Here is a 22,409-nt window from a genome sequence, read left to right on the forward strand (position 1 = left end):
ATGTTTTCGTTAGATGATATGTTTTTGTTTTTGTATAAACTGAAAACTTGTGTTTTCACAATTCCTTTGGTATATATGGATATTGTTCATAAAAAGATCGGAAAGGAAGACAACAAGTGAAGACAGAGAAATTTTTTACCCATCCGATTGGCGTACTAATTGCTGCGATAGTAGCGACTTTTTTATGGGGGAGCGCATTCCCTTTTATTAAATTAAGTTATGCTGAACTTGGAATTCAGCCACAAGAAGTTGGAGAGCAAATATTATTTGCTGGTTATCGTTTCTTTTTATCTGGAGTCATGCTCTTATTATTCTTTAAAGTGTTAGGAAAAGATATGGGCTTCAAAAAAGGAACGGGTAAGCAGTTAGTACAAATTGGTTTATTTCAAACATTTCTTCAATATATATGTTTTTATATTGGAATGAGTTATAGTTCTGGTATTGAAGGAGCTATCATTTCAGGAACATCATCATTCTTTCAAATTTTACTTGCTCATTTTTTATATAAAGATGATGCTCTCAATATGAGAAAAATAATTGGGGTCTCTATCGGCTTTTGTGGTGTCATTTTAGTAAATGTACCGAGTGATGGTAGTTTGTCATTCCATTTCGGAATCGGTAGCTTATTACTTCTTAGCGCAGCAATGTTGTATTCATATGGAAATATATTGGCGAAAGAAGGTAGTAAAACATTAGATGTTGGCTATATGACAGCATACCAAATGATCTTTGGTTCTATCGGGTTATTATGTATAGGGGCTTTGCAAGTTGGAGTCATGCCATTTACATTTAGTGTACATGCAATATTTATGCTTATCTACTTATCTTTCTTATCCGCAGCAGGATTTTGCATTTGGAATACAATTATGAAGTACAACAAAGTTGGAAAAGTATCAATGTACATGTTCTTTATACCCGTATTTGGTGTGTTATTATCGAGCATGATTTTAGGAGAAGCAATTCATTCATTCGTACTATTCGGTTTAGCGTGTGTAGCTGCGGGAATTATCGTGGTGAATCGGACGCCAGCTAAGCAAAAAATAGAGCAAGAAAAACAAGTAGCATAGACAACGAGAAAACGATTACAATGGAAGGACAGTGCTGTTCTTCTTTTTTTATATAGAAAAAGGATAATAGACTAGGTGTCACGAAAAAGGATACAAAAAGCATTTATTGAGGAGAAAGAAACAGTAAACAAAAACATAGACAAAAGTAGGCATATATAGTGAAAAGTAATTATGAAACAATATAAACCAAAAGAATTTTCAGAAATGCTTAATGTCTCTGTTAAGACATTGCAAAGGTGGGACAATCAAGGTGTTTTAACTGCTTACCGAAACCCAAAAGGAAGAAGATATTATACAGAAGAACTTGTTCAGGATTTAATATCTATCATTCATGTATTTAGCTGTAGAATATATGGGTTGAGAAAATACAAAAAGAAAATGTCGGAGGATGAAGACTTATGAAAAGAGCATATTTAATAGAAATCAAACCGACAACTGAACAAGTTAGTAAAATCCGTCAAACTATTGGGGTGTGTCGATATGTATATAACCTGTATATCTCTAAAAATAAAGAGGCATATGAGTCGGAGGGGAAATTTCTTAGTGGCTATGACTTTTCCAAATGGCTGAACAATATTCATACAAAAGAATGTGACCAGTGGATTAAAGAAGTGTCGAGCAAAGCGGTAAAACAAGCGATTATGAATGGAGATAAAGCTTTTAAGCGATTTTTTAAAGGTTTATCTAAGTTTCCACGATATAAAAAAAAGAAGAAGCAAGATGTGAAGTGCTACTTTCCGAAAAACAACAAAACAGATTGGACAGTAGAAAGACATAGAGTAAAAGTTCCTACAATTGGTTGGATAAGGTTAAAAGAGTATGGATATATTTCAAAAAATACAAATGTAAAAAGTGGTACAGTATATCAAAGAGCAGGAAGATACTATGTGTCTATACTCTGTGAAGTGAAAGGGGGAAAACCAAATGCAACTCTCAATGCAGTAGGTCTAGGAATTGATTTGGGAATTAAAGACTTCGCTGTACGTAGCGATGGAAAAACTCACAAAAATATAAATAAAACAGTACAAGTAAAAAAGATAGAAAAACGGTTAAAACGTGAACAACGCTCTTTATCGCGTAAATTTGAAAATCGAAAAAAGAGAGGTGAACAATCTGTTACTAACAAAAGAGCGAATATAGATAAAAATATTCTTAGGGTGCAAAAACTACATGCTAGGCTAGCAAATATTCGATTAGCGTATGTAAAGTCTATTGTAAATGATGTGGTGAAAACCAAGCCAACGTTTATTACAGTAGAAGATTTGAATGTGAAAGGTATGATGAAGAACAAACATTTATCTAAAGCTGTAGCGCAACAATGTTTTTATGCTTTTAAAACATTGTTATTAACTAAATGTAGGGAATATGGAATTGAACTACGGCAAGTGGACAGATTCTATCCATCTTCTAAAACATGTTCATGTTGCGGTCAAAAAAAGTCGGATTTAAAGCTGTCTGACCGAGTATATACATGTGATTGTGGAAATGTAATAGATAGAGATTTAAATGCATCTATCAACCTTTTACAAGCAAAAAAATATACAATACTAACGTAAATAGATTGTATATATGTACGGTGGGCTACATCGGAATTTACGCCTGTGGAGTGTCACAGCAAACTGTAGTAGCAAGTGATTAGCGAGGCAGGGCACGTAGAAGCAGGAATACTCTAAGAATATGCCTTTGTCTATATTTTTAGTAGCAGAACATGTTATGAATCTACTTTATATGGTGTTAATTGCACAAATCATTCTTTTTCTAATTGGTGCAATGTACGCAATAGGGCAGACAGAAAAGACAAGAAATAATATGCCGTTACCTTTAGCGGTGCGCCTTATTCTTAGTTTTTCTTTAACAGCAAGTGCAATTTGGATATGGTTACAAGATCCATCAGTAGAGTATAGTACGTGGGTTGCACTAGGTATGACGTTATCTACTGTAGGAGATTTATTTATGGCTGGTTTGATTCCGATTGGTCATAGGTTAATTGGAGGGATGATTACTTTCGCGCTTGCACATTGTTTTTATGTAAAAGCATTTTTGCAAAAAGGGATTTCGTGGAATGGTTTTTGGATTGGTTTACTCGTATACGGACTCTTTCTCATTATAGGATGGTTCTTCTTTATCCGAAATGAGAAACAAGATAAATTGTTTACGATAGGAGCTCTAATTTACGGATTGTGGGTTGGAGGAATGGCTTGCTTTGCATTCGCCGTATACTATGAGAATACAGGAATATGGTGGATACCAGCTTTTGGTGGTTTACTATTTGTGATTTCTGATTTTATTATTGGCGTGACAGATATTGGAGGGCGCAAATTAAAGTATGAGCCACTTTGGATTTGGTTTACATATGTAGCGGCTCAAATGTGTATTGTATATGTGGGAATATAAAAAGATACTCTTCGAATAGTGGATAGACTATTTGAAGAGTATCTTTTTTACTATTTTTCTCCAGCCGAATTTTGAGAAGGGAGGTTTACTGCTGACAAATAGTAAAGTAAATATAGATTATAGTATTTAAAATAAGAAATTTATCCCGCTTTAATGGGCAGTAAGACCAACACCTCAAAATTCAGCGAAGGCAAAGGATTTAGGTGGGGGATTAACTGCCCATTAAAGCCCGATTGGTTCAACTAATAATCAGTGGGGGATGAAGAAAACTCCCACTGATTAAAGTTTCACTTTATGAGGAGAGTTATTTTTAAGTTTGTGATATTACAATTTTATAATTCAGAATTTTGTGGAAATTATACAGTTGAAGTCCTTATAATAAAAGTAAAAAGATGATGAGATGGTGGAATGATGCAAAAGAAAAAACGTTTGCGTGAATTCTTTGGAACAATTGCAATTGCATGTTTGTTAGTGTTTGTAGCGAAAATTTTTGTGTTTTTTCCTACGACTGTAAAAGGAGCGTCCATGAAGCCAACGTTACAAGATGGGGATAAGGTGATTGTTAATAAGTTGGCAAAGCAATTTGAAAGTTATGGGAGAGAAGATATTATTGTTGTGAAGACGGATAATTTTTATGTGAAAAGGGTTATTGGTTTGCCTGGCGATGTCATTGAGGTGAGAAATGATCAATTATATGTGAATCATGAAGTGATAGAGGAAGAATATTTGTATAGTAATAGAAAACAAGCTGAAAAAAAACTTATGAATTTAACAGAGGACTTTGGACCGATTACAGTTCCTAAAAATAAGATTTTTGTTATGGGAGATAATCGCCTAATAAGCAGAGATAGTAGAAATGGTTTAGGACTTATTGATAAAGCAGATGTATTAGGTGAATTAGCGGCAATTTATTATCCATTTGAACATATGAAAATAATGAATTAATATAAAAAACCAAGCAAATTTTAGTTTGCTTGGTTTTTTATCCCGCTTTAATGGGCAGTAAGACCCCCACCTCAAAATTCAGCGAAAGCAAGGAAGTTAGGTGGGGGATCAACTGCCCATAAAAGTCCGATTGGTTCAACTAATAATCAGTGGGGGATGAAGCCCCCCACTGATTAAAGTTTCACTTTATGCTAAATCGTAGGAGACTCATTAAATGCATAGGCATCTTCATTATTTTTGTTCGTACTTAAAACAAATTTGTGCTGCAATAGTTGCAGTTTAAAGAATGCTAACGGATCGTGATACGTTTCTGGGTTGCTTCTTAACGTTGCTAATGTTTGCTCGTCTTCCTGTATTTCAAGTTGAGCTGATTCTACATTTTGTTTCAGTATGCTAAGTGGATCTTTAAAGAACATCATGATATCTCGTTCTAATGCGCCTTCAAATACTTCAAATTGAAGAAAGAATTGTTTTGAGATTGTTTGAGCAATTTCCGTATAATCTTCCGTTTCAATGTATTGTTTATATTTGTTTGCGAGCATAGATTGATTTTTTTGCATGTTACCAAATAGTTTTCCCGCACTCTTTAAGAAAAATTGTGTTGGTGTAAAGCGTAATAAAATATTGATGTTCGATACTGTAATTCGATTTGTCATACGTACAACATCTCGATGCCAATCATCTAGTAATTTGAAATCGCAAGGAAGTTTCATGCGTTCTTCTTTATATAATTTATTAAACGTTTCACTCATTTCATCTAAATAAGATTGAGCTTGAATAAATTCATTATGCGCTGTTTCAATCCACTCTTGAATAAATCCAGTAAATTTAGGAAGAAGCACTTGCTGTACATGTTTTTGAATTCGTTCGTTCATTGCAGCATTTAATTCTTCATGAACTAATTTGAAATCACTATCTTCTTGAACAAGGTCAGAACAGCTCTGTAATAATTCAGGAATTTGAGAATGGATATCTCGTGTGATTTCTTCTTTCGTTAAAAGATAAGATTCTGTAATAGAACGAATTTTATCTTTTTCAAGAGCAGTAAGATTGTTAATAAATCCGTTTAGTTTTACTGAGATATGTTTATTCCAGCGTACTGATTTCACTAATGTGTTTTCTAATTCCACACGTTCATTTACAAGGTATGCGATTGTCTTTTGCGTAAACCATATTAGTTTTTCTATACGTTCTTGTTCTATGTCGCGTCCTGCTAGATTAGAAAGAATAGACTCTGTAACATCTCCAAGTTGCTGACTACTCTCTTGTGAAGGAGAGTATGGGAAGAACTGCGCATTTGGGAAATGGACTTTAATCTTACTCATTAGTTTTTCATTATTGGACGTATTATTTGTGTGTAATACGAAATGGATTTGTAAGTTTGGTACTTGTTCACGTAAATAAAGTAATGTATCAAGCTCTTCACCGTGTAATGGTGAAGCTGAATTTAATACGTAAATAAGGCTATCTGCTGCTTGTAAGTATTCAAAGTATGAGCTGTTTTTATCCACTTGTCCTTGAACAGATGGCGTAACAAGAAATGCAAACTTATTTTTTCTTAAAAATCTACTTGGTAATTTAATTTCTATACATTTTTTCTCAGGTTCTGATTCGGGAGGTGTAGCCATTATTTGATGGAATTCATCAAAGTTTGGTATATTGTGCACATCTAACGCAGTGAATTCTGTTATTTCAGTTTGGCTATCATCTTTAAATAGAATAGGAGTTGTCACAGTCTCAGTTAAGATGTTCTCTCCTAATATAGAATTGACGAATGAAGATTTATCAAGGTCACTAGTTCCCGCTATTAGTAATTGAGTAACATTTAAATCACATAGTTCATGAACGAGTAACGTAAATTGATGACTTAAATCTACATCATTTTTTTCAGCCCATACAGCAATTGTTTCGAATAAATGAGAAACGGTTTCCATATTTACATTTGTTTCAGCTGTTGAATTAGAGAGTAGGGCTCCTGCACTTTTTACGAGTAATGACTCTAAAGTTGTAGGTGAAACTTCATTCCATGCTAACACTGCAGCAGAGACAAATAGGGCATCTTTTGCTTTCGTTAAACTAAACCAATTTGTTAATAGATCAGGTACAAGACCTTGCATTTCATGCATGAAATGTTCACCAGTAATTAATTCAAAGTACGTATCTTGATAGCGTTCAATAATTTCATGCCAATCGTCATTGTTGTCTGTTTCAATATGTAAGAATAAATGATTTATTGTTTGAATCCAAGGTAGATGCAAGTTTTCATTTTGATAGCTGTTCCAAAGAGCAATAACAAGTTCTTTAAAGTGGACTTGATCAATTGCATATAGAGCTTTTAAAGATTCATAGAAATATTCTGGTTTGATTTGTTTCGTAAATCCTTGATTCACATAATTGATTAAAGTATCGAACCAATGTAATGATTTTGTTCGAATTCCTTCTTGCACGGCAAGTTCGATGGCGTTATTCCAATCCTCTTGTTTTTCATAGAATGAGCGAGCAATTGAAGTAATATTTGGATAGTCAGGTTGGAATGCAACAGCCTCACTAATCGTCTTAAATGCTAGACCTAAACGATCTTGTTCGATATAAAGAGAAAGAAGTTGTAAGGAAACTTCCATTGTAAGAGTTGTATCTTCCGTTTGGATAGATTGATACATTTCTTCTGCTTTTGGCAAGAATCCTAGTTCAAAATAAGAATCTGCAATATTTTTGGTTGCCCAAAGTGCAAGTTCGTTATTTACTTTCTCCCATTTAAATATTGCTGCTTCAAAGTCTTTATTTTGGTAATAAAATTCACCTTGAGCAAAGCGGATATTAGAAATGTTGGAGAATTCATTGGTAGATTCATTTATATATGCTTCACCGAGTACTTCTGATATTGGAGTAGAAGTTTCTTCTGTTAAAAATGTTTTATAGTAAACTTTTTGGATAAATTGATTTTCAATGGTCATGTTCGTTCCCCCTGTATAATTTAGAAAAATGATGTTGTATGTAAAGGGTGCATGTTCTTTTAATAGGTAGAAGTTGCATTATATCGACCAAACTATATTTTTGCTAGGTATATCATTTTTCCTGAGAGTTAAACCGTTGCGAAAAGTAACTTTCCTTTATTGTAACAAAAAAACAAGCATATGAATTTTTATTTTTTAATCCCGCTATTTGTGGGGAGTAGGACTAGCGCTTCAAAAATCGGTGAATACAGGGGAAGTAGTCGGAAGTCGGGCGCCTAATTGGTGTGTAATGAGGATGAACAAATCACCACTGATAATGGTTCACTTTCTTCCTGATAAAGGAATGGATAGAAGTAGAGTTCATTATAAAAACAATGTATAGTGAATATGTATACCATGTTTGTCTGAAAGATAGAAAGGGCACAATGTGGAATAACGATCGTGCATAGGATGTGTCTTCCGAATGGAACAACATATTGGCGAGTTAATCGCACATTATGGGTATTTTGGAATTATTATAGCTTTAGCTGGCGGGATTGTTGGATTACCGATACCAGACGAGTTTTTATTGACCTTCGTTGGTTATAACGTTTCAAAAGGTGTTATGTCAGGAACTGCTGCGTTTTTAAGTGGGATGGCTGGTGCGATGTTAGGTATTACATTAAGCTACATATTAGGTTTAAAACTTGGACTTCCTGTTTTAAAAAAATATGGGCCGAAGATTAGAATTAAAGAACATCACATTGAAAAAACACATATTTTATTTGAAAAATATGGTCCATTTCTTTTAATGATTGGTTACTTTATCCCAGGAGTACGTCATTTAACAGCATATTTTGCTGGGATGTCTAATTTAACGCTCTGGCGTTTTTGTTTGTACGCTTACGGTGGTGCACTTATTTGGATAAGTGTTTTTATTGGGCTCGGCTGGAAGTTAGGAGAGAAGTGGCGTTTTGTTGAGTATAGTCTACATCATTATGGAATATGGATTTTATTTATTTCAGTAGTTGTTATATGCGTTGTATGGCTTTACATAAAGAAAAAGAAAAACCGCTAATAGCGGTTTTTTTAGCTGAAAGCGATAAATAGTACACCAGCTGTAATAAAGACTACGCCAACGCCAGTCATAAAGTTTAACTTTTCACCGAGTATAATCATCGCGAGAATGATAGAAAATACGACGCTTAATTTATCGACAGGAGCCACTTGTGAAACTTTTCCTGTTTTGAGGGCAAGAAAATAAAATAGCCATGACGAAGCACCTGCAACCCCACTTAATGTGATAAAGAGCAGTGCTTTTTTATTTAGCAGTACGTCGCCAATATTTTGAAATTTACCTTGGATAATAATAACGCCTACCATAAATAATGCCATAATAATAGAACGAACCGTTGTCGCGACATTGGCATCGATTCCATCTAAACCAATCTTTCCGAAAATAGATACAAGGGCAGCAGCGATTGCTGATAGTAGTGCGAATAAGAGCCATGAACTCATAGTAAAATTCCTCCAATCTTACATTATTATACATGAAAATCATTCTCAGGTATAAAGTGAAACTTTAATCAGTGGGATTTTACCGTCCCGCAAATAGCGGAATAAATAACGGAATAATCCCCACCTTATATTACTAATAAGGTGGGGATTATTATACTACTCTGCAATTTCCTCATACAAAAAGTACGTTACATTATAAATATGTTCTACTTCATCGTCTGTCATAAATAATAATTCGTCACGCTCAATCCCTTTTTTCTTTTCAATAAACTCAATCATGTTTTTGCGTTCTTCTCTTTTCATCAATTTTATTTCTCCTCTCAATCTGTTTTAATACAGTTTATTTAAGTTACTGCTATTATATAACAGAATCTTTAGAAAGTTCCACCTATTTTATTGTTTTTTTCAGAAGAACTTTTCGACAAAACGAGCCCACCTTAGGTGGGCTCGTTTTGTTTTATAGTCGTAAAAACTCGGGCTCCGTCGTACCAGCACCATCGATGTAATAAATTGTGTCGGGATTGATTTTTATTAATACGTAATTAGGGTCTTCAGGACCGAGTAACCAACGTTTTAAGCTATTATTCCAAAACTTATTTTTTAATGTGGAGTCTTCTTCAATGGAGGCTAAGCCTTCCACTTCAATATAGTCTTCATCTAATTTTTTTCCTTCACGTCCAAGTAGTACATGGACATTTGGATTGTTTTCAATATCTGTTATCTTTTTTGATTTCCGATCCGTTGCAATATATAACACAAAATCTTCATGGAAAAACATCATAAAGGCACTATGTGGTTTGTTTTCACGTACAGTGGATAATACACCAGTTCTTTGACCACCAATAATAGTTGCGATTTTTTCTTTTAAATGCATGCTTTTAACCCCTCTTTATAATTTATTATTTTCTCCGTTTAAACAAGATAATTTGAATATCTTTCATACTGTTTTCTTTAATCCGATTTTTTAAACGTAATTGTGATGAAATCGGACAAGTTAGGAGAAGAATAATAATAATATCGAGGAGAAATACATACGATGGAAGGATGAAAAGCATGTTTAATAAAATATTTCTTATAGTAGCGCTGATCGGGGTACCACTTTCTATACTTGGAAAAACGCTTCATTGGCCTCAAACAATTATGTTCGCTGTGTATTGCATTACGATTATCGCATTAGCGGGTTTTATGGGGAGAGCGACAGAAAGTTTGGCAATTGTATCGGGTCCTAGAATAGGTGGATTGTTAAATGCTACTTTCGGTAATGCTGTTGAACTCATCATTTCGATTTTTGCACTTCAGGCAGGATTAATTGAAGTTGTGTTAGCTTCTTTAACGGGTTCTGTACTTGGAAATTTATTATTAGTAGGAGGACTTTCCTTCTTTGTAGGGGGGCTTAAATATAAAAGACAAAGTTTTAATGTGTATGATGCAAGGCATAATTCAGCTTTATTAATCTTTGCTGTCGTAGTAGCTTTTGTTATTCCAGAGATTTTTTCAATGAAGATGGACGCTGGAAAGACGTATCAATTAAGTATCGGTGTATCTATTATTATGATTATTATGTACCTTGCTGCGTTGCTATTTAAGCTCGTTACGCACCGCGGTGTATATCAACATAAGAGTGATGAAGTAGCTCATGAGGAAGAACCGGAGTGGTCGAAAGGGAAAGCACTACTCATTTTAGCAATAGCGACAATTGCGGTCGCTTATGTGTCAGAGGCGCTCGTGCATACATTTGAGACAGTTGCAAAATCATTTGGGTGGTCAGAATTATTTATAGGGGTTATTATCGTTGCGATTGTTGGGAATGCAGCGGAACATGCATCTGCAATTATTATGGCGTATAAAAATAAAGTAAATATTGCAGTTGAAATTGCAATAGGTTCTACGTTACAAATTGCCATGTTTGTTGCTCCTGTATTAGTACTGCTTTCTATGTTCTTCACGCAAAGGATGCCTTTAGTATTTACAATACCAGAACTTGTTTCTATGATTACAGCTGTTTTCTTAACGATTGCGATTTCAAATGATGGAGATACAAACTGGTTTGAAGGCGGTACGTTATTAGCAGCGTATGTCATTATGGGAATTGGTTTTTATTTATTATGAAAAATAGGCATAACAATTGTGCTCAGAGAAAACAATAAACGAAGTAGTATATATACCTTTACGTAGGAAGGAGCCAGACAGGTGAAACGAGTATACAGCATATGTCTTTCAACTATGGTCTCGTTTATTCTATTATTTCCTAACATGAGTTTTGCAAAGACAACGGTAGAAACAAAAATGCCTTCATCTGTTTTAAATATTTCTAAAGACAATACGTTTCCAAATGATGCGCAAGATTTACCGCGTTTACAGCCGAGTAAGTTTGCTCAAGAACTATTGAAAACAGCAAATATTAAAATTGAAAATCCGGACTTAATTCGAATGTTTAATGAAACGACAATTTCGAATGCGCCGCTTGCGGTAGGGTACCGAGCGAAGATTTATTTAGGTCAATGGGCTTTAAATTATGAATCGGTGGATACATCGGTTAATTGGGAATATAAACAAGTAAATCGCAATGTGTACGATAATCGAGGAGGAGATCGCTTATATCCGCTACGCTATAAGCAAGAAACGCAAAAGACGGTTGAAGGCGATTTAACAGCAGATATGAAAGATGCTGCAGATGTGAAAAAAATGATGCTTCTCAAAGCACTTGAAAAAGTACAATTGCCACTTTCATTTAAAACGACGATTGGTTATGGTACCGGACATGAGCGCGTGTATAATATTAGCCCGAGTCAACTTGGATATTTATATGCTTATACACCAGCAGTAAATGAAAAAGGAAAAGTAACGTTTGGGGAAGTGTACCTTGTGTTAAAAGGAAATCAAAAAAGGCTTGTTGTAAAAAATATTACCTCACAAGGAATCGGAGCTGCTATTCCAATTCATGATCATTTGTATTTTAAATTTATTTCTTCTTCTCACTCGCAATAATGTGAAAAACGTCAGCTTATAAGCTGACGTTTTTATTTATCCCGCTATTTGTGGGCAATTGGTTCAACTAATAATCAGTGGGGAATAAACAAAACTCCCACTGATTAAAGTTTCACTTTATAATGTAATATTTGCTGTTTTTGATAAGAAATCTTCTGTTGGATAGTAGCTGTTTTTTACAAGAACATTCGGTCCGAGGCATTTTACTGCAGGACAGTGACAGCTTAATGATTTTGCTGTTTTTGAGGCACTCCATTTGTCATACGCTTCTTGTAGTGTGTTTGTTTGTACGTTACCTAGAAGAGGAACATCACCGAAATCAGTTACAATAATATTTCCATCGAAAATGTTAACGTTTAAACGAGAACGGCCATCTGGATCGTTACGAACTGTTACATTTTTGCTTTCTTGTAATTTCTTAAATGTGACGATGTCTCGCTCGTCATCGCTACAAGCGTAGAAAGGTAAAGTCCCAAATAACATCCATACATTTTCATCGCGAATTTCTAGTAAATGCTCAATTGCATCACGAATTTCAGCTTTTGTTAAAATTTCTAGATTGCTCGCAAAATCACTCGGATACATCGGATGAACTTCGTGACGTTTACAACCCATCTCTTCGACAATTTGACGATGAATATGTTCCATGTGTGGTAGAGTTCGTTTATTCAGCATCGTTTCGGCTGATACGAGTACACCGGCATCTGATAGAGCTTTACTATTTGTAATCATTCTTTCGAATAATTTTGCACGTTGTTCATAAGTAGGTTTACGTTCCATCATTGCAAATCCACCTTCAACGAAGTCATCGATTGTTCCCCAGTTATGAGATATATGCAATACGTCTAAATAAGGAATAATTTGTTCGTAACGTGCTAAATCTATAGTTAAGTTTGAGTTGATTTGAGTGCGAACGCCTCTTTCATGGGCGTATTTTAAGAGTGGTGTTACATAGTTGTCGACGGATTTCTTTGAAAGCATTGGTTCTCCGCCAGTAATACTTAAAGAACGTAAATGAGGAATCTCATCTAATCGTTTTAATAAAAGCTCCATTGGAAGCGGATTTGGATCTTTTGGCTGTAATGTGTAACCAACAGCACAATGCTCGCAACGCATATTGCATAACGTTGTCGTTGTAAACTCAACGTTTGTTAATAGTAGTTTGCCGTACTCTTCAAGGTCCATATACGCTTCCCATGGATCGTAAGAAGGAGTAATCGGCTTCATTTTTTGTGATATCGTCATATGAAATACTCCTTTGACTATTGAAATAACAATTTGTCCATTCTCTATAATAGAAGAATATGTACTTTTTATAAAGTGAAACTTTTTTTGTGAAAAAAGAGAGAGGGCTTACATTTGAATGAATGACTGTGACAAAATTGATGAAATTACATATCCATAGCAATCATTTTTGCGGTATAATAAAAGCAACTCGAATTAAAAGGAGAGTGCCTTCATGGGAAAAGCAATTGAAGATAAAGATTCACAATTAGTATATTTAAAAGAACGTTTAAATATGTTCATTGAAGTAATTGATACAATTGAACCTGAAGAAGTAGAGTTAGAAGATGTAGATCGTCTTCTTGCGATGTTAGATGAATTAGAATTAAAATGTGAGCAATTTAAAAAAGACGAATAATATATTAAAAAGGCTGCCAATGCAAAATTGGCAGCCTTTTTCTGTATGGATAATAGAAGGACGGTAGAAAAAAAGGTATAATCAAGTTGTGAAAAATTTCATTTAACCGCAAATAGCGGGATAAATAAAGAGCTGAAGAATATAATAATGGAATTTTCATTTCATAACGTTTTGGTAGCGTTCACAATTGAGGGGGAAGTAACAATGGAAAAGCTTCAAGAAAGCATGTATCAACTAATTGTTGAAACGTCAACGAACTTACCGAAAGATGTTCGTCGTGCGATTCAACAAGCGAAAGAACGAGAAAATGCAGGGACTCGTTCTGCGATGGCACTTGGCACAATTACGAATAATATTAAAATGGCTGATGATAACATCTCGCCAATTTGCCAAGATACAGGGATGCCAACGTTTAAAATTTATACACCAGTTGGTGTGAATCAACTAAAGTTGAAGGAAGCTATCTATCATGCGCTTGAGCGGGCGACAAAAGATGGTAAACTTCGTCCCAATTCTGTTGATTCTCTTTTTGGAGACAATAGTGGAAATAATTTAGGACCAGGTACACCGGTTATTAAGTTTGAACAATGGGAAAAAGATTATATTGATGCACGTTTAATCCTAAAGGGCGGTGGCTGTGAGAATAAAAATATTCAGTATAGCTTACCGTGTGAATTAGAAGGACTTGGACGCGCTGGCCGTGATTTAGAAGGGATTCGTAAATGCCTTCTTCATGCAGTATATCAAGCACAAGGTCAAGGGTGTAGTGCAGGTGTAATTGGTGTTGGTATCGGGGGAGACCGCACATCAGGTTACGAATTAGCAAAAAATCAATTATTCCGTACATTAGATGATGTCAATCCAGTATCAGAGTTACAAAAACTTGAAGAGTACGTATTAGAAAATGCGAATAAGCTTGGCATTGGTACGATGGGATTTGGCGGAGAAACAACTTTACTTGGCTGTAAAATTGGTGTATATAACCGTCTGCCAGCTAGTTTCTACGTATCTGTTGCATATAATTGCTGGGCATATCGCCGCCTTGGCGTAACGATCCATCCTGAAACAGGTGAAATTATGGATTGGCTATATCAAGAAGGTGACGATACACTTCAGCAAGAGGCACAAGAAAAAACAGAGCAACGTGAGATTGTATTACAAGCTCCAATTACAGAAGAGCAAATTCGTGAACTTCGCGTTGGTGATGTTGTAACAATAAATGGCATGATGTATACAGGGCGGGACGCAATTCATAAGCATTTAATGGATAACGATTGCCCAGTAGATTTAAATGGGCAAGTTATTTATCACTGTGGTCCAGTTGTCGTGAAAGATGAAAATGAAAACTGGCAAATTAAAGCGGCAGGTCCAACGACAAGTATTCGTGAAGAACCGTACCAAGGCGATATTATGAAGAAATTCGGTATCCGCGCTGTCATTGGAAAAGGTGGTATGGGTGCGAAAACATTAGCGGCTTTAGAAGAGCACGGTGGTGTATATTTAAATGCAATTGGCGGTGCAGCACAATACTATGCTGAATGTATTAAAGAAGTAAAAGATGTTGACTTCTTACAATTTGGTATTCCAGAGGCAATGTGGCATTTACGTATCGAAGGATTTAAAGCAGTTGTAACGATGGATTCTCATGGTAATAGCTTACATGCAGATGTTGATAAAACATCACTTGAAAAATTAGCTAGCTTTAAAGAGCCAGTATTTAAGTAAACAAAAATGCATCTCGAATCATGCGAGATGCATTTTTTTGGTATATATAGAAAAACATGTTCAGCATGAAAGGATGTGTGGCAACAGAAACTAAAAGTACGATTATATATGGAAAGGAGACTATTTATGAAATATAAATGGTTATATATAGGTCTCATTTTTTCAATTATGATGGCACTTGTTCCAGTTTCAGCATTAGCTTATACAAATACTCCACATAACTGGGGAATTCCGCGTCCTAAAAATGAAACAGTACCAGATGCAGGGAAGCTATATACAGAATTACTACAAAAAAATGGTGGTTTTTATTTAGGGGACACGGAGAAAAAGGATATTTATTTAACATTTGATAATGGATATGAGAATGGATACACAGGGAAAATTTTAGACGTATTAAAAGAGAAAAAAGTACCAGCAACTTTCTTTGTAACAGGGCATTACATTAAAACACAAAAAGATTTATTGTTAAGAATGAAAGATGAAGGACACATTATTGGAAACCATTCGTGGAGCCATCCTGATTTTACAGCGGTAAATGATGAGAAACTTCGTGAAGAATTAACGAGTGTAACGGAAGAAATTAAGAAAGTAACTGGGCAAAAAGAAGTAAAATATGTACGTCCTCCGCGCGGCGTATTCAGTGAAAGAACGTTAGCTCTTACGAAAGAAATGGGCTACTATAATGTATTTTGGTCACTTGCATTTTTGGATTGGAAAGTGGATCAGCAAAGAGGATGGCAATATGCCCATAATAATGTTATGACGATGATTCATCCAGGATCTATTTTATTACTTCATGCAATATCAAAAGATAATGCAGAAGCACTTGCAAAAATCATTGATGATTTGCGCGAGAAAGGGTATGATTTTAAAAGTCTAGATGACTTAGTAAAAAGCAATCAACCGTAAGCATGTATGCTTGCGGTTTTCTCATGCTATAATGATGTGTAAAAAGGATGGGGAAACGTATGTGGAGCGAACATGTTACGTTAGAGTATCCGTATCATTTTGAAGAGGTGTTAAAACGTTTATCTTTTGATCCTCTTAACGTCATTCAATTAGATGAGAAAGTTATTTATGTCCCGCTTTGTATAGATGAGGAACAGATTGTTGTTCGTCTGCAAGGAATCGGTACTGTTCAAAATCCACAGTTTTGGATTTCTAGTCAGAAAGGAAATCCAGAGAAAGTCATGAAACGAATGAGAGCCATTTTTCATTGGAATGAACCGTTTCAAGATATACAAAATCATTTTTTAAACACATCATTACGTCCACTATTTGAAACATATGCGTATACTCCAATCATTTTAGAATTTGATTATTTTGCTTGTCTTCTTCGCTGTATCATTCATCAACAAATAAATTTGAAATTTGCTACTGTGTTAACAGAACAGTTTGTGAAACGATATGGAACAGAGAAGAATGGTGTATTCTTTTTCCCAACTCCAGAAAGAGTAGCAAACATTTCAATAGAGGAATTGAGAGAGCAGAAGTTTAGTCAGCGAAAAGCTGAATATATAGTAGGATTAGGTAGAAGTATTGTCAGCGGTACATTAAATTTAGCGAGTATAGAAACCAGGGCGGAAGAAGAGGTTTCAGCACAACTGTTACCAATTAGGGGGATTGGTACATGGACAGTGCAAAATTTTTTAATGTTTGGGCTTGGACGGAAAAATATGTTTCCGAAAGCGGACATTGGGATTCAGCGTGCAGTACAAGGTGTATTTCAGTTAGATGATAAACCTGATGATGCATTTTTAGAAAAAGTGAAACAAGAGTGTGAACCATACTGCAGTTATGCAGCGTTATATTTATGGAAAAGTATAGAGTAGAGGTGTAATAATGATACAAAAGCAACATGAGAGTAAGTTGGAAGTTGGTCAAACGTTTCCTGTGACAATTAAACGTCTTGGGATTAACGGAGAAGGCGTTGGTTATTTTAAGAGACAAGTTGTTTTCATTCCAGGGGCATTACCAGGAGAAGAAGTTGTTGCTGAAACAACGAAAATTCAGCGTGGTTTCGCTGAAGCGAAAGTGAAAAAAGTTCGTAAAGCTTCACCACATCGTGTGAAAGCACCATGTCCAGTATATGAAGAGTGTGGCGGTTGTCAGCTACAACATTTAGATTATAAAGAACAATTAAATCAAAAGCGTGATATCGTTGTACAAGCGTTTGAGAAGTATATGAACAACAGTTTAGAAGAGAAAATTCGTCCAACGCTTGGTATGGAAAATCCATGGCATTATCGTAATAAGAGTCAATTACAAGTGGGACGTAAAGACGAAAAGGTTATTACAGGGCTGTATAAACAAAACTCACATCAGTTAATTGATATTGCTCATTGTATGATTCAACATAAAGCAACGAATGAAGCAACAAAAGTTGTAAGACGTATATTAGAAAAGTTAAATGTCTCTATTTATAATGAGAAAAAGCAAAAAGGTTTAGTACGTACGATTGTGACACGTACTGCAGTTCAAACAGGGGAAGTACAAGTTACACTTATTACAACAAAAGAAGAATTGCCAAATAAGGAGCAATTTATCGCAGAAGTACAAAAGCAAATGCCAAGTGTGAAATCAATTATGCAAAATGTGAATTGGCGTAAAACATCTGTTATTTTCGGTGATAAAACATTTAAATTAGCTGGAAAAGAAGTAATTCAAGAAACACTTGGTGATTTATCATTTGAATTATCAGCACGTGCATTCTTCCAGTTGAATCCGGAACAAACGGTTGTTTTATATGATGAAGCGAAAAAAGCAGCAGCTTTAACAGGTGATGAGAAAATTGTAGATGCGTATTGTGGCGTTGGTACAATCGGTCTTTGGCTTGCAAATGATGCAGCGGAAGTACGTGGTATGGATGTAATTCCAGAAGCAATTGCAGATGCAAGAAAAAATGCGAAGCGTCACGGATTTACAAATACGAAATATGAAGCAGGTAAAGCTGAACAATGGTTACCAAAATGGGTAAAAGAAGGATGGCGTCCAGATGTAATTGTTGTCGATCCACCTCGTACAGGTTGCGATGATAAATTACTGGAAACAATTTTAAAGGTGAAGCCGAAACAAGTTGTTTACGTATCTTGTAATCCTTCTTCATTAGCACGTGATGTACAAGCATTAATGAAGAGTTATGAAGTGGAATATGTGCAACCAGTAGATATGTTCCCACATACAGCTCATGTAGAAAATGTAGTGAAGCTTGTTAGAAAGTAGAGTTTATTTATATTCCCTCACGATATGAGGGAATATTTTCTATGAAGGAGAGTAAAATGAATAATTATAAATTAACGATTCAGTACGATGGTGCACGTTTTAAAGGATGGCAACGTCTCGGTAATAACGATAATACGATTCAAGGAAAAATCGAAAGTGTTATATCTGAAATGGTTGGAAAAGAAATTGAAATTATCGGTTGCAGTAGAACAGACGCTGGTGTACATGCATTGAATCAAGTTGCTAACTTTCAAAGTGATGAAAAGTTAGTGGAACATAAAGTGAAAAAATATTTGAATCAATATTTACCAAATGATATTAGCATTACAAGCGTAGAAGAAGTACAAGATCGCTTCCATGCTCGTTACAATTCTAAAGCAAAAACATATCTTTATAAGATTTGGAATGAAGAGCATACAAATCCATTTATGCGTAAATACAGCATGCATGTGAATAAAAAATTAAATGTGAAAAGCATGAAAGAAGCTGCGAAACATTTAGTTGGTTCACATGACTTTACTGCTTTTTCAAATGCGAAATCAAAGAAAAAGTCTATGGTTCGAGAAGTATATACACTTGAAGTGATGGAAGAGGCAGGATTCGTACAAATTAGAGTAAGTGGTAACGGATTCCTTCATAACATGGTGCGAAAAATTGTTGGAGCATTAATTGAAGTTGGATTAGGACAATTAGATGCAGAAGCAATTCCGCACATTTTAGAGTCGAAACAACGTAATCAAATTAATTGTCTTGCTGAGGCGAGTGGTTTGTATTTGGAGAATGTTGAATTCTAAAAGATATGGATATAAAAAAAAGCACTCATGTGAGTGCTTTTTTTATGCTGATGCAGCCGTTTTATCTTTTCGGAAAATCCCCATTAATCCTCCGATTAATAATAAAATTCCTGGTAATAAGTAAACAATAGAAATACAAATAAATCCACCAATGGCAGCAATCGTCATCATAATGCCGCCTACTTTAGCTTTGCTCTTAACCATAACGCATCCAACAATTCCTAAAATAGAAAGAGCTACAGCAGCCCAGCCTAATCCAATAATTTGATTAGCTCCGTCAGCTTCAACCGCTGCTCCGACGCCGCCGATAAATAAAGCGATAAATGCACATAAAATCCCGAATATACCACCGATTAGTCCTAATACAAATTCTGTTGTTCTTTTCATAGTAACCACCTTTTAAAAAATATTTATTAGCTTTTTTATCCAACTCACAATTTGTTAGTTCAAACATAAGTGAAGTTTATATAAATAATCTTCAGAGATGTTGAAATGTCAGATTTAGAACTTACATGATAACAAACATAATGAATACTGAATGTCGAAATTTGTCGATGGAATGAAAGAGTATTTATTCTGTATATAATCAATTTTAAATTAAGTTTTGAGGTAGAGGGAATATAAAGAAAAAAACACGAGAGTAGTAAACATCTCGTGTTTAAATACGATAATTAACTTTGTCGGTTTAAGAAGATTTCTCTTGCTTCATACGTATCTTCAAATTCCAAAAAGCGGCAAGCATAATAGCTGCAAAGGAGCCGCTAATTGTTGCTAGTAGCTTTGCATAAGGGAAACTGTTCATATCCATGAGTAACATCATACATACAAGGGTAGGGAAGAAGGCTAAGTATTGTAATAACTTTAATTTGTTACCATTACTCATATATATCGTTCCTTTCTAGTATGTTATATGTTTATTGTAGCATATTTTACCAAATATTTATTTGTACTTTAAAGCAGATTTATTCTGCATTAACAGGCAATAAAAGTCGAATTGATGAGGGCTGATTATAATTTCGCTTTATAATATTGATTCCTTTAGAGACTGTAAAATTGTAAACAGTCTCTTTTTTTGTGAAAATAAAGCTGGGAACATACTACGTATGCAAAGGGGAATGAGCGATGAAGCAAGAAGTTTCACAGCTGTTAAAACAAATAGATTTAAGGAAAGAGGAATTACTAGAACTTACAAAAACATTAATTCGTTTTGAAACACCAGCACCGCCAGCGAGAAATACAAATGAGGCGCAAGAATTTGTTGCAGATTTTCTAAGAAAACGAAACTTTAGTATTGATAAATGGGATGTATATCCGAATGACCCGAACGTTGTTGGGGTGAGAAAAGGAATAGAAAGTGACACACATAAAAGTCTTATTATTAATGGACATATGGATGTAGCTGAAGTATCAGCAGGTGAGGCGTGGGAGACTAATCCGTTTGAGCCGTTTATAAAAGATGGTTGGTTAGTTGGACGTGGTGCGGCAGATATGAAAGGGGGACTGGCTGGGGCACTATTTGCTATTCAACTTTTACAAGAAGCTGGCATTGAACTACCTGGAGATTTAATCTTTCAATCAGTAATTGGGGAAGAAGTTGGAGAAGCAGGTACACTTCAATGCTGCAAAAGAGGTTATGATGCTGATTTTGCAGTTGTAGTGGATACGAGTGATTTACATATGCAAGGACAGGGCGGCGTAATTACTGGATGGATTACTGTGAAAAGCCCCCAGACGTTTCATGATGCAACACGCAGACAAATGATTCATGCTGGAGGACGTCTATTCGGAGCGAGTGCGATTGAAAAAATGATGAAAATTGTGCAAAGTTTACAAGAATTAGAGCGCCATTGGGCAGTTATGAAAACATATGAAGGCTATCCACCTGGAACAACAACGATTAATCCAGCTGTTATTGAAGGCGGACGGCATGCAGCGTTTATTGCGGATGAGTGCCGATTATGGATAACGGTGCACTTCTATCCGAATGAAACACATGAACAAATAATAAAAGAAATTGAAGAATTTATTGGGAAAGTAGCGGCTGCCGATCCATGGTTAAGTGAAAATCCACCACAATTTAAGTGGGGCGGAGAATCAATGATTGTGGATCGTGGCGAAATTTTCCCTTCTTTAGAAGTAGATAGTGAACATGCAGCAGTAAAAACGCTTAGCTCAGTACACGAATCACTTCTATCTAAACATGCAATTTTAGATATGTCTGCAACGGTAACGGATGGTGGTTGGTTTAGTGAATTTCATATTCCAGCTGTTATTTATGGACCAGGTACATTAGAAGAAGCTCATTCAATAAATGAGAAAGTTGAAGTAGAACAGTTAATTGAATTTACAAAAGTAATAACGGCATTTATATATGAATGGTGTCATACAAAAAAATAGATTAGTGTTTTGAAATCGTACAGGTATGTATACTTGTACGATTTTTTAGTGAACTATTTCAGAGTTGAACAGAAACAACTGAAATAGTTCTTTATTTTTCTATGTCTTTCGTTTTAGTTCGATTAATTTCTCTTTCGCTAATTCAACAGCAATTGCATCATCTAAATAGCCAATTGGAAAGAGATAGTCGGGAATAATATCTGTCGATAAAATGAAATACAGTAATGCGCCTCCAAGAACTGCACGCTCTTCTTTTGAGATAGTTTCATTGCAAAATTGTTGATACATATCCGTTAATTGTTCAATAAAAGGGCCAGCGCTATCAATTTGTTCTAGCTTGCTCGCGAAACTTTCATGAATACGTTTTTCACCTTCTGTTGTCTGAGCATAGCGTTCATAGTTTTCAAGTTCTTGTTTTACGCGAGTTGTTGTATAGTCGAAATCGAATAAGTTAGAGGATTGCAGCGTTTGCTGAATTGTATCAAGAGATGTGTACATATCCGTCTTTTCTTTATTAATGTGAGGAGAATCAGGATACATTTCATCAAATAGCAATTGGGGTGGAACTTGCAGACATTCTGCAAATTTTTGTAGATGTTTTTGTTTTGGTGGTTGTTTACCATTCATAATTCTTGAGATTGTTGCGGGATCAATATTTGTAAGCATTCCTAATTGGCGCATGGATAAGGCACGTTCTTTTAAAAGTTTTTTTATTAATGTACTAAGCCGCTCATTTGGATTTTCTTTAGGCATAGTGAAGGCACTCCTTTTTTATTGTTGAAAA

The 22,409-nt window shown here is 35.2% G+C and carries 23 protein-coding genes; 15 read left to right on the forward strand and 8 right to left on the reverse strand.

What is annotated here, in order from left to right; all coding sequences use genetic code 11:
* Positions 1 to 116 precede the first annotated feature (116 nt).
* The 5 genes from ACTFOB_RS18770 to lepB all read left to right on the forward strand — a co-directional run bounded on the left by ACTFOB_RS18770 (position 117) and on the right by lepB (position 4,406).
* A complete protein-coding gene (locus ACTFOB_RS18770) occupies positions 117 to 1,067 on the forward strand; it encodes a DMT family transporter (protein WP_440029149.1) in 951 nt (316 codons plus the stop codon).
* Between the two features lie 171 nt (positions 1,068 to 1,238).
* Positions 1,239 to 1,469: a MerR family transcriptional regulator gene (locus ACTFOB_RS18775; RefSeq protein ID WP_440029148.1), complete on the forward strand. Its 231-nt coding sequence runs from the start codon at positions 1,239 to 1,241 to the stop codon at positions 1,467 to 1,469.
* Positions 1,466 to 2,623 carry an RNA-guided endonuclease InsQ/TnpB family protein gene (locus ACTFOB_RS18780; RefSeq protein ID WP_440032731.1) on the forward strand — a complete coding sequence of 386 codons (1,158 nt, stop codon included), beginning with the start codon at positions 1,466 to 1,468 and terminating at the stop codon, positions 2,621 to 2,623. The genes ACTFOB_RS18775 and ACTFOB_RS18780 overlap by 4 nt, the downstream gene beginning before the upstream one ends.
* Positions 2,624 to 2,780: 157 nt before the next feature.
* Positions 2,781 to 3,461, forward strand: a complete 681-nt coding sequence (locus tag ACTFOB_RS18785) for a lysoplasmalogenase (protein ID WP_440029484.1) — start codon at positions 2,781 to 2,783, stop codon at positions 3,459 to 3,461.
* Positions 3,462 to 3,869: 408 nt separating this feature from the next.
* A complete protein-coding gene (lepB, locus tag ACTFOB_RS18790; protein WP_151631896.1) occupies positions 3,870 to 4,406 on the forward strand; it encodes a signal peptidase I in 537 nt (178 codons plus the stop codon).
* A gap of 191 nt (positions 4,407 to 4,597) precedes the next feature.
* Here the strand turns inward: lepB and ACTFOB_RS18795 are convergent, their stop codons facing one another.
* A complete protein-coding gene (locus ACTFOB_RS18795) occupies positions 4,598 to 7,360 on the reverse strand; it encodes a tetratricopeptide repeat protein (protein WP_440029480.1) in 2,763 nt (920 codons plus the stop codon).
* A 463-nt stretch (positions 7,361 to 7,823) separates the two neighbouring features.
* On the opposite strand from ACTFOB_RS18795, the gene ACTFOB_RS18800 reads away from it, so the two are divergent.
* The gene (locus ACTFOB_RS18800; RefSeq protein WP_440029478.1) at positions 7,824 to 8,417 is read left to right on the forward strand and encodes a DedA family protein; all 594 of its coding nucleotides are present in this window, start codon (positions 7,824 to 7,826) and stop codon (positions 8,415 to 8,417) included.
* An 11-nt stretch (positions 8,418 to 8,428) separates the two neighbouring features.
* Here the strand turns inward: ACTFOB_RS18800 and ACTFOB_RS18805 are convergent, their stop codons facing one another.
* The 3 genes from ACTFOB_RS18805 to ACTFOB_RS18815 all read right to left on the reverse strand — a co-directional run bounded on the left by ACTFOB_RS18805 (position 8,429) and on the right by ACTFOB_RS18815 (position 9,731).
* Positions 8,429 to 8,857, reverse strand: coding sequence for an EamA family transporter (locus tag ACTFOB_RS18805; protein ID WP_000100307.1), 429 nt, complete (start codon positions 8,855 to 8,857; stop codon positions 8,429 to 8,431).
* A gap of 156 nt (positions 8,858 to 9,013) precedes the next feature.
* The gene (locus tag ACTFOB_RS18810; protein ID WP_000817786.1) at positions 9,014 to 9,160 is read right to left on the reverse strand and encodes a BH0509 family protein; all 147 of its coding nucleotides are present in this window, start codon (positions 9,158 to 9,160) and stop codon (positions 9,014 to 9,016) included.
* Between the two features lie 154 nt (positions 9,161 to 9,314).
* A complete protein-coding gene (locus ACTFOB_RS18815) occupies positions 9,315 to 9,731 on the reverse strand; it encodes a pyridoxamine 5'-phosphate oxidase family protein (protein ID WP_151631890.1) in 417 nt (138 codons plus the stop codon).
* 179 nt (positions 9,732 to 9,910) lie between these two features.
* Between ACTFOB_RS18815 and cax the strand changes: the two genes are divergently transcribed.
* Positions 9,911 to 10,966, forward strand: coding sequence for a calcium/proton exchanger (gene cax, locus ACTFOB_RS18820; protein ID WP_440029475.1), 1,056 nt, complete (start codon positions 9,911 to 9,913; stop codon positions 10,964 to 10,966).
* A gap of 81 nt (positions 10,967 to 11,047) precedes the next feature.
* Positions 11,048 to 11,845 (forward strand): YfkD famly protein, encoded by a 798-nt coding sequence (locus ACTFOB_RS18825; RefSeq protein WP_151631888.1) that lies wholly within the window; start codon positions 11,048 to 11,050, stop codon positions 11,843 to 11,845.
* A 117-nt stretch (positions 11,846 to 11,962) separates the two neighbouring features.
* Here ACTFOB_RS18825 and yfkAB read toward each other — a convergent pair whose 3' ends face one another.
* Entirely contained in the window at positions 11,963 to 13,090 is a 1,128-nt protein-coding gene (gene yfkAB, locus ACTFOB_RS18830; protein WP_151631886.1) for a radical SAM/CxCxxxxC motif protein YfkAB, read from the reverse strand.
* 214 nt (positions 13,091 to 13,304) lie between these two features.
* On the opposite strand from yfkAB, the gene ACTFOB_RS18835 reads away from it, so the two are divergent.
* The 6 genes from ACTFOB_RS18835 (at position 13,305) to truA (ending at position 19,228) form a co-directional block, all read left to right on the forward strand.
* Positions 13,305 to 13,487 (forward strand): SE1561 family protein, encoded by a 183-nt coding sequence (locus ACTFOB_RS18835; RefSeq protein ID WP_000513547.1) that lies wholly within the window; start codon positions 13,305 to 13,307, stop codon positions 13,485 to 13,487.
* Between the two features lie 204 nt (positions 13,488 to 13,691).
* Positions 13,692 to 15,212 (forward strand): class I fumarate hydratase, encoded by a 1,521-nt coding sequence (fumA, locus tag ACTFOB_RS18840; protein WP_440029472.1) that lies wholly within the window; start codon positions 13,692 to 13,694, stop codon positions 15,210 to 15,212.
* Between the two features lie 126 nt (positions 15,213 to 15,338).
* Positions 15,339 to 16,121 (forward strand): delta-lactam-biosynthetic de-N-acetylase, encoded by a 783-nt coding sequence (gene pdaA, locus ACTFOB_RS18845; protein WP_429608084.1) that lies wholly within the window; start codon positions 15,339 to 15,341, stop codon positions 16,119 to 16,121.
* A gap of 59 nt (positions 16,122 to 16,180) precedes the next feature.
* A complete protein-coding gene (locus ACTFOB_RS18850; protein ID WP_440029470.1) occupies positions 16,181 to 17,044 on the forward strand; it encodes a DNA-3-methyladenine glycosylase family protein in 864 nt (287 codons plus the stop codon).
* A 10-nt stretch (positions 17,045 to 17,054) separates the two neighbouring features.
* Positions 17,055 to 18,434 (forward strand): 23S rRNA (uracil(1939)-C(5))-methyltransferase RlmD, encoded by a 1,380-nt coding sequence (gene rlmD, locus ACTFOB_RS18855; protein ID WP_000615215.1) that lies wholly within the window; start codon positions 17,055 to 17,057, stop codon positions 18,432 to 18,434.
* Between the two features lie 56 nt (positions 18,435 to 18,490).
* Positions 18,491 to 19,228: a tRNA pseudouridine(38-40) synthase TruA gene (gene truA / locus ACTFOB_RS18860; protein WP_440029468.1), complete on the forward strand. Its 738-nt coding sequence runs from the start codon at positions 18,491 to 18,493 to the stop codon at positions 19,226 to 19,228.
* Between the two features lie 42 nt (positions 19,229 to 19,270).
* On the opposite strand, the gene ACTFOB_RS18865 is transcribed toward truA, so the two are convergent.
* Both ACTFOB_RS18865 and ACTFOB_RS18870 read right to left on the reverse strand, forming a co-directional pair.
* Positions 19,271 to 19,615: a DUF4064 domain-containing protein gene (locus ACTFOB_RS18865; protein ID WP_061676724.1), complete on the reverse strand. Its 345-nt coding sequence runs from the start codon at positions 19,613 to 19,615 to the stop codon at positions 19,271 to 19,273.
* A gap of 298 nt (positions 19,616 to 19,913) precedes the next feature.
* Positions 19,914 to 20,111, reverse strand: a complete 198-nt coding sequence (locus ACTFOB_RS18870) for a hypothetical protein (protein WP_440029466.1) — start codon at positions 20,109 to 20,111, stop codon at positions 19,914 to 19,916.
* A gap of 239 nt (positions 20,112 to 20,350) precedes the next feature.
* On the opposite strand from ACTFOB_RS18870, the gene ACTFOB_RS18875 reads away from it, so the two are divergent.
* Positions 20,351 to 21,625 (forward strand): acetylornithine deacetylase, encoded by a 1,275-nt coding sequence (locus ACTFOB_RS18875; RefSeq protein WP_440029465.1) that lies wholly within the window; start codon positions 20,351 to 20,353, stop codon positions 21,623 to 21,625.
* A 99-nt stretch (positions 21,626 to 21,724) separates the two neighbouring features.
* Here ACTFOB_RS18875 and ACTFOB_RS18880 read toward each other — a convergent pair whose 3' ends face one another.
* Entirely contained in the window at positions 21,725 to 22,378 is a 654-nt protein-coding gene (locus ACTFOB_RS18880; RefSeq protein ID WP_440029463.1) for a helix-turn-helix domain-containing protein, read from the reverse strand.
* Positions 22,379 to 22,409: the final 31 nt, after the last annotated feature.

Source organism: Bacillus cereus group sp. MYBK79-1, assembly GCF_051915365.1.
Classification (GTDB): domain Bacteria; phylum Bacillota; class Bacilli; order Bacillales; family Bacillaceae_G; genus Bacillus_A.

Excerpts from the sequence above, each read along its gene's own strand:
- ACTFOB_RS18850 (WP_440029470.1), top strand. The coding sequence starts at position 16,181 with ATGTGGAGCGAACATGTTACGTTAGAGTATCCGTATCATTTTGAAGAG.
- pdaA (WP_429608084.1), top strand. The coding sequence starts at position 15,339 with ATGAAATATAAATGGTTATATATAGGTCTCATTTTTTCAATTATGATG.
- ACTFOB_RS18875 (WP_440029465.1), top strand. The coding sequence starts at position 20,351 with ATGAAGCAAGAAGTTTCACAGCTGTTAAAACAAATAGATTTAAGGAAA.
- truA (WP_440029468.1), top strand. The coding sequence starts at position 18,491 with ATGAATAATTATAAATTAACGATTCAGTACGATGGTGCACGTTTTAAA.
- yfkAB (WP_151631886.1), bottom strand. The coding sequence starts at position 13,090 with ATGACGATATCACAAAAAATGAAGCCGATTACTCCTTCTTACGATCCA.
- ACTFOB_RS18880 (WP_440029463.1), bottom strand. The coding sequence starts at position 22,378 with ATGCCTAAAGAAAATCCAAATGAGCGGCTTAGTACATTAATAAAAAAA.
- ACTFOB_RS18775 (WP_440029148.1), top strand. The coding sequence starts at position 1,239 with ATGAAACAATATAAACCAAAAGAATTTTCAGAAATGCTTAATGTCTCT.
- ACTFOB_RS18795 (WP_440029480.1), bottom strand. The coding sequence starts at position 7,360 with ATGACCATTGAAAATCAATTTATCCAAAAAGTTTACTATAAAACATTT.
- ACTFOB_RS18810 (WP_000817786.1), bottom strand. The coding sequence starts at position 9,160 with ATGAAAAGAGAAGAACGCAAAAACATGATTGAGTTTATTGAAAAGAAA.
- ACTFOB_RS18780 (WP_440032731.1), top strand. The coding sequence starts at position 1,466 with ATGAAAAGAGCATATTTAATAGAAATCAAACCGACAACTGAACAAGTT.
- ACTFOB_RS18870 (WP_440029466.1), bottom strand. The coding sequence starts at position 20,111 with ATGAGTAATGGTAACAAATTAAAGTTATTACAATACTTAGCCTTCTTC.
- cax (WP_440029475.1), top strand. The coding sequence starts at position 9,911 with ATGTTTAATAAAATATTTCTTATAGTAGCGCTGATCGGGGTACCACTT.
- ACTFOB_RS18785 (WP_440029484.1), top strand. The coding sequence starts at position 2,781 with ATGAATCTACTTTATATGGTGTTAATTGCACAAATCATTCTTTTTCTA.
- fumA (WP_440029472.1), top strand. The coding sequence starts at position 13,692 with ATGGAAAAGCTTCAAGAAAGCATGTATCAACTAATTGTTGAAACGTCA.
- lepB (WP_151631896.1), top strand. The coding sequence starts at position 3,870 with ATGATGCAAAAGAAAAAACGTTTGCGTGAATTCTTTGGAACAATTGCA.
- ACTFOB_RS18805 (WP_000100307.1), bottom strand. The coding sequence starts at position 8,857 with ATGAGTTCATGGCTCTTATTCGCACTACTATCAGCAATCGCTGCTGCC.
- rlmD (WP_000615215.1), top strand. The coding sequence starts at position 17,055 with ATGATACAAAAGCAACATGAGAGTAAGTTGGAAGTTGGTCAAACGTTT.
- ACTFOB_RS18815 (WP_151631890.1), bottom strand. The coding sequence starts at position 9,731 with ATGCATTTAAAAGAAAAAATCGCAACTATTATTGGTGGTCAAAGAACT.
- ACTFOB_RS18800 (WP_440029478.1), top strand. The coding sequence starts at position 7,824 with ATGGAACAACATATTGGCGAGTTAATCGCACATTATGGGTATTTTGGA.
- ACTFOB_RS18865 (WP_061676724.1), bottom strand. The coding sequence starts at position 19,615 with ATGAAAAGAACAACAGAATTTGTATTAGGACTAATCGGTGGTATATTC.
- ACTFOB_RS18835 (WP_000513547.1), top strand. The coding sequence starts at position 13,305 with ATGGGAAAAGCAATTGAAGATAAAGATTCACAATTAGTATATTTAAAA.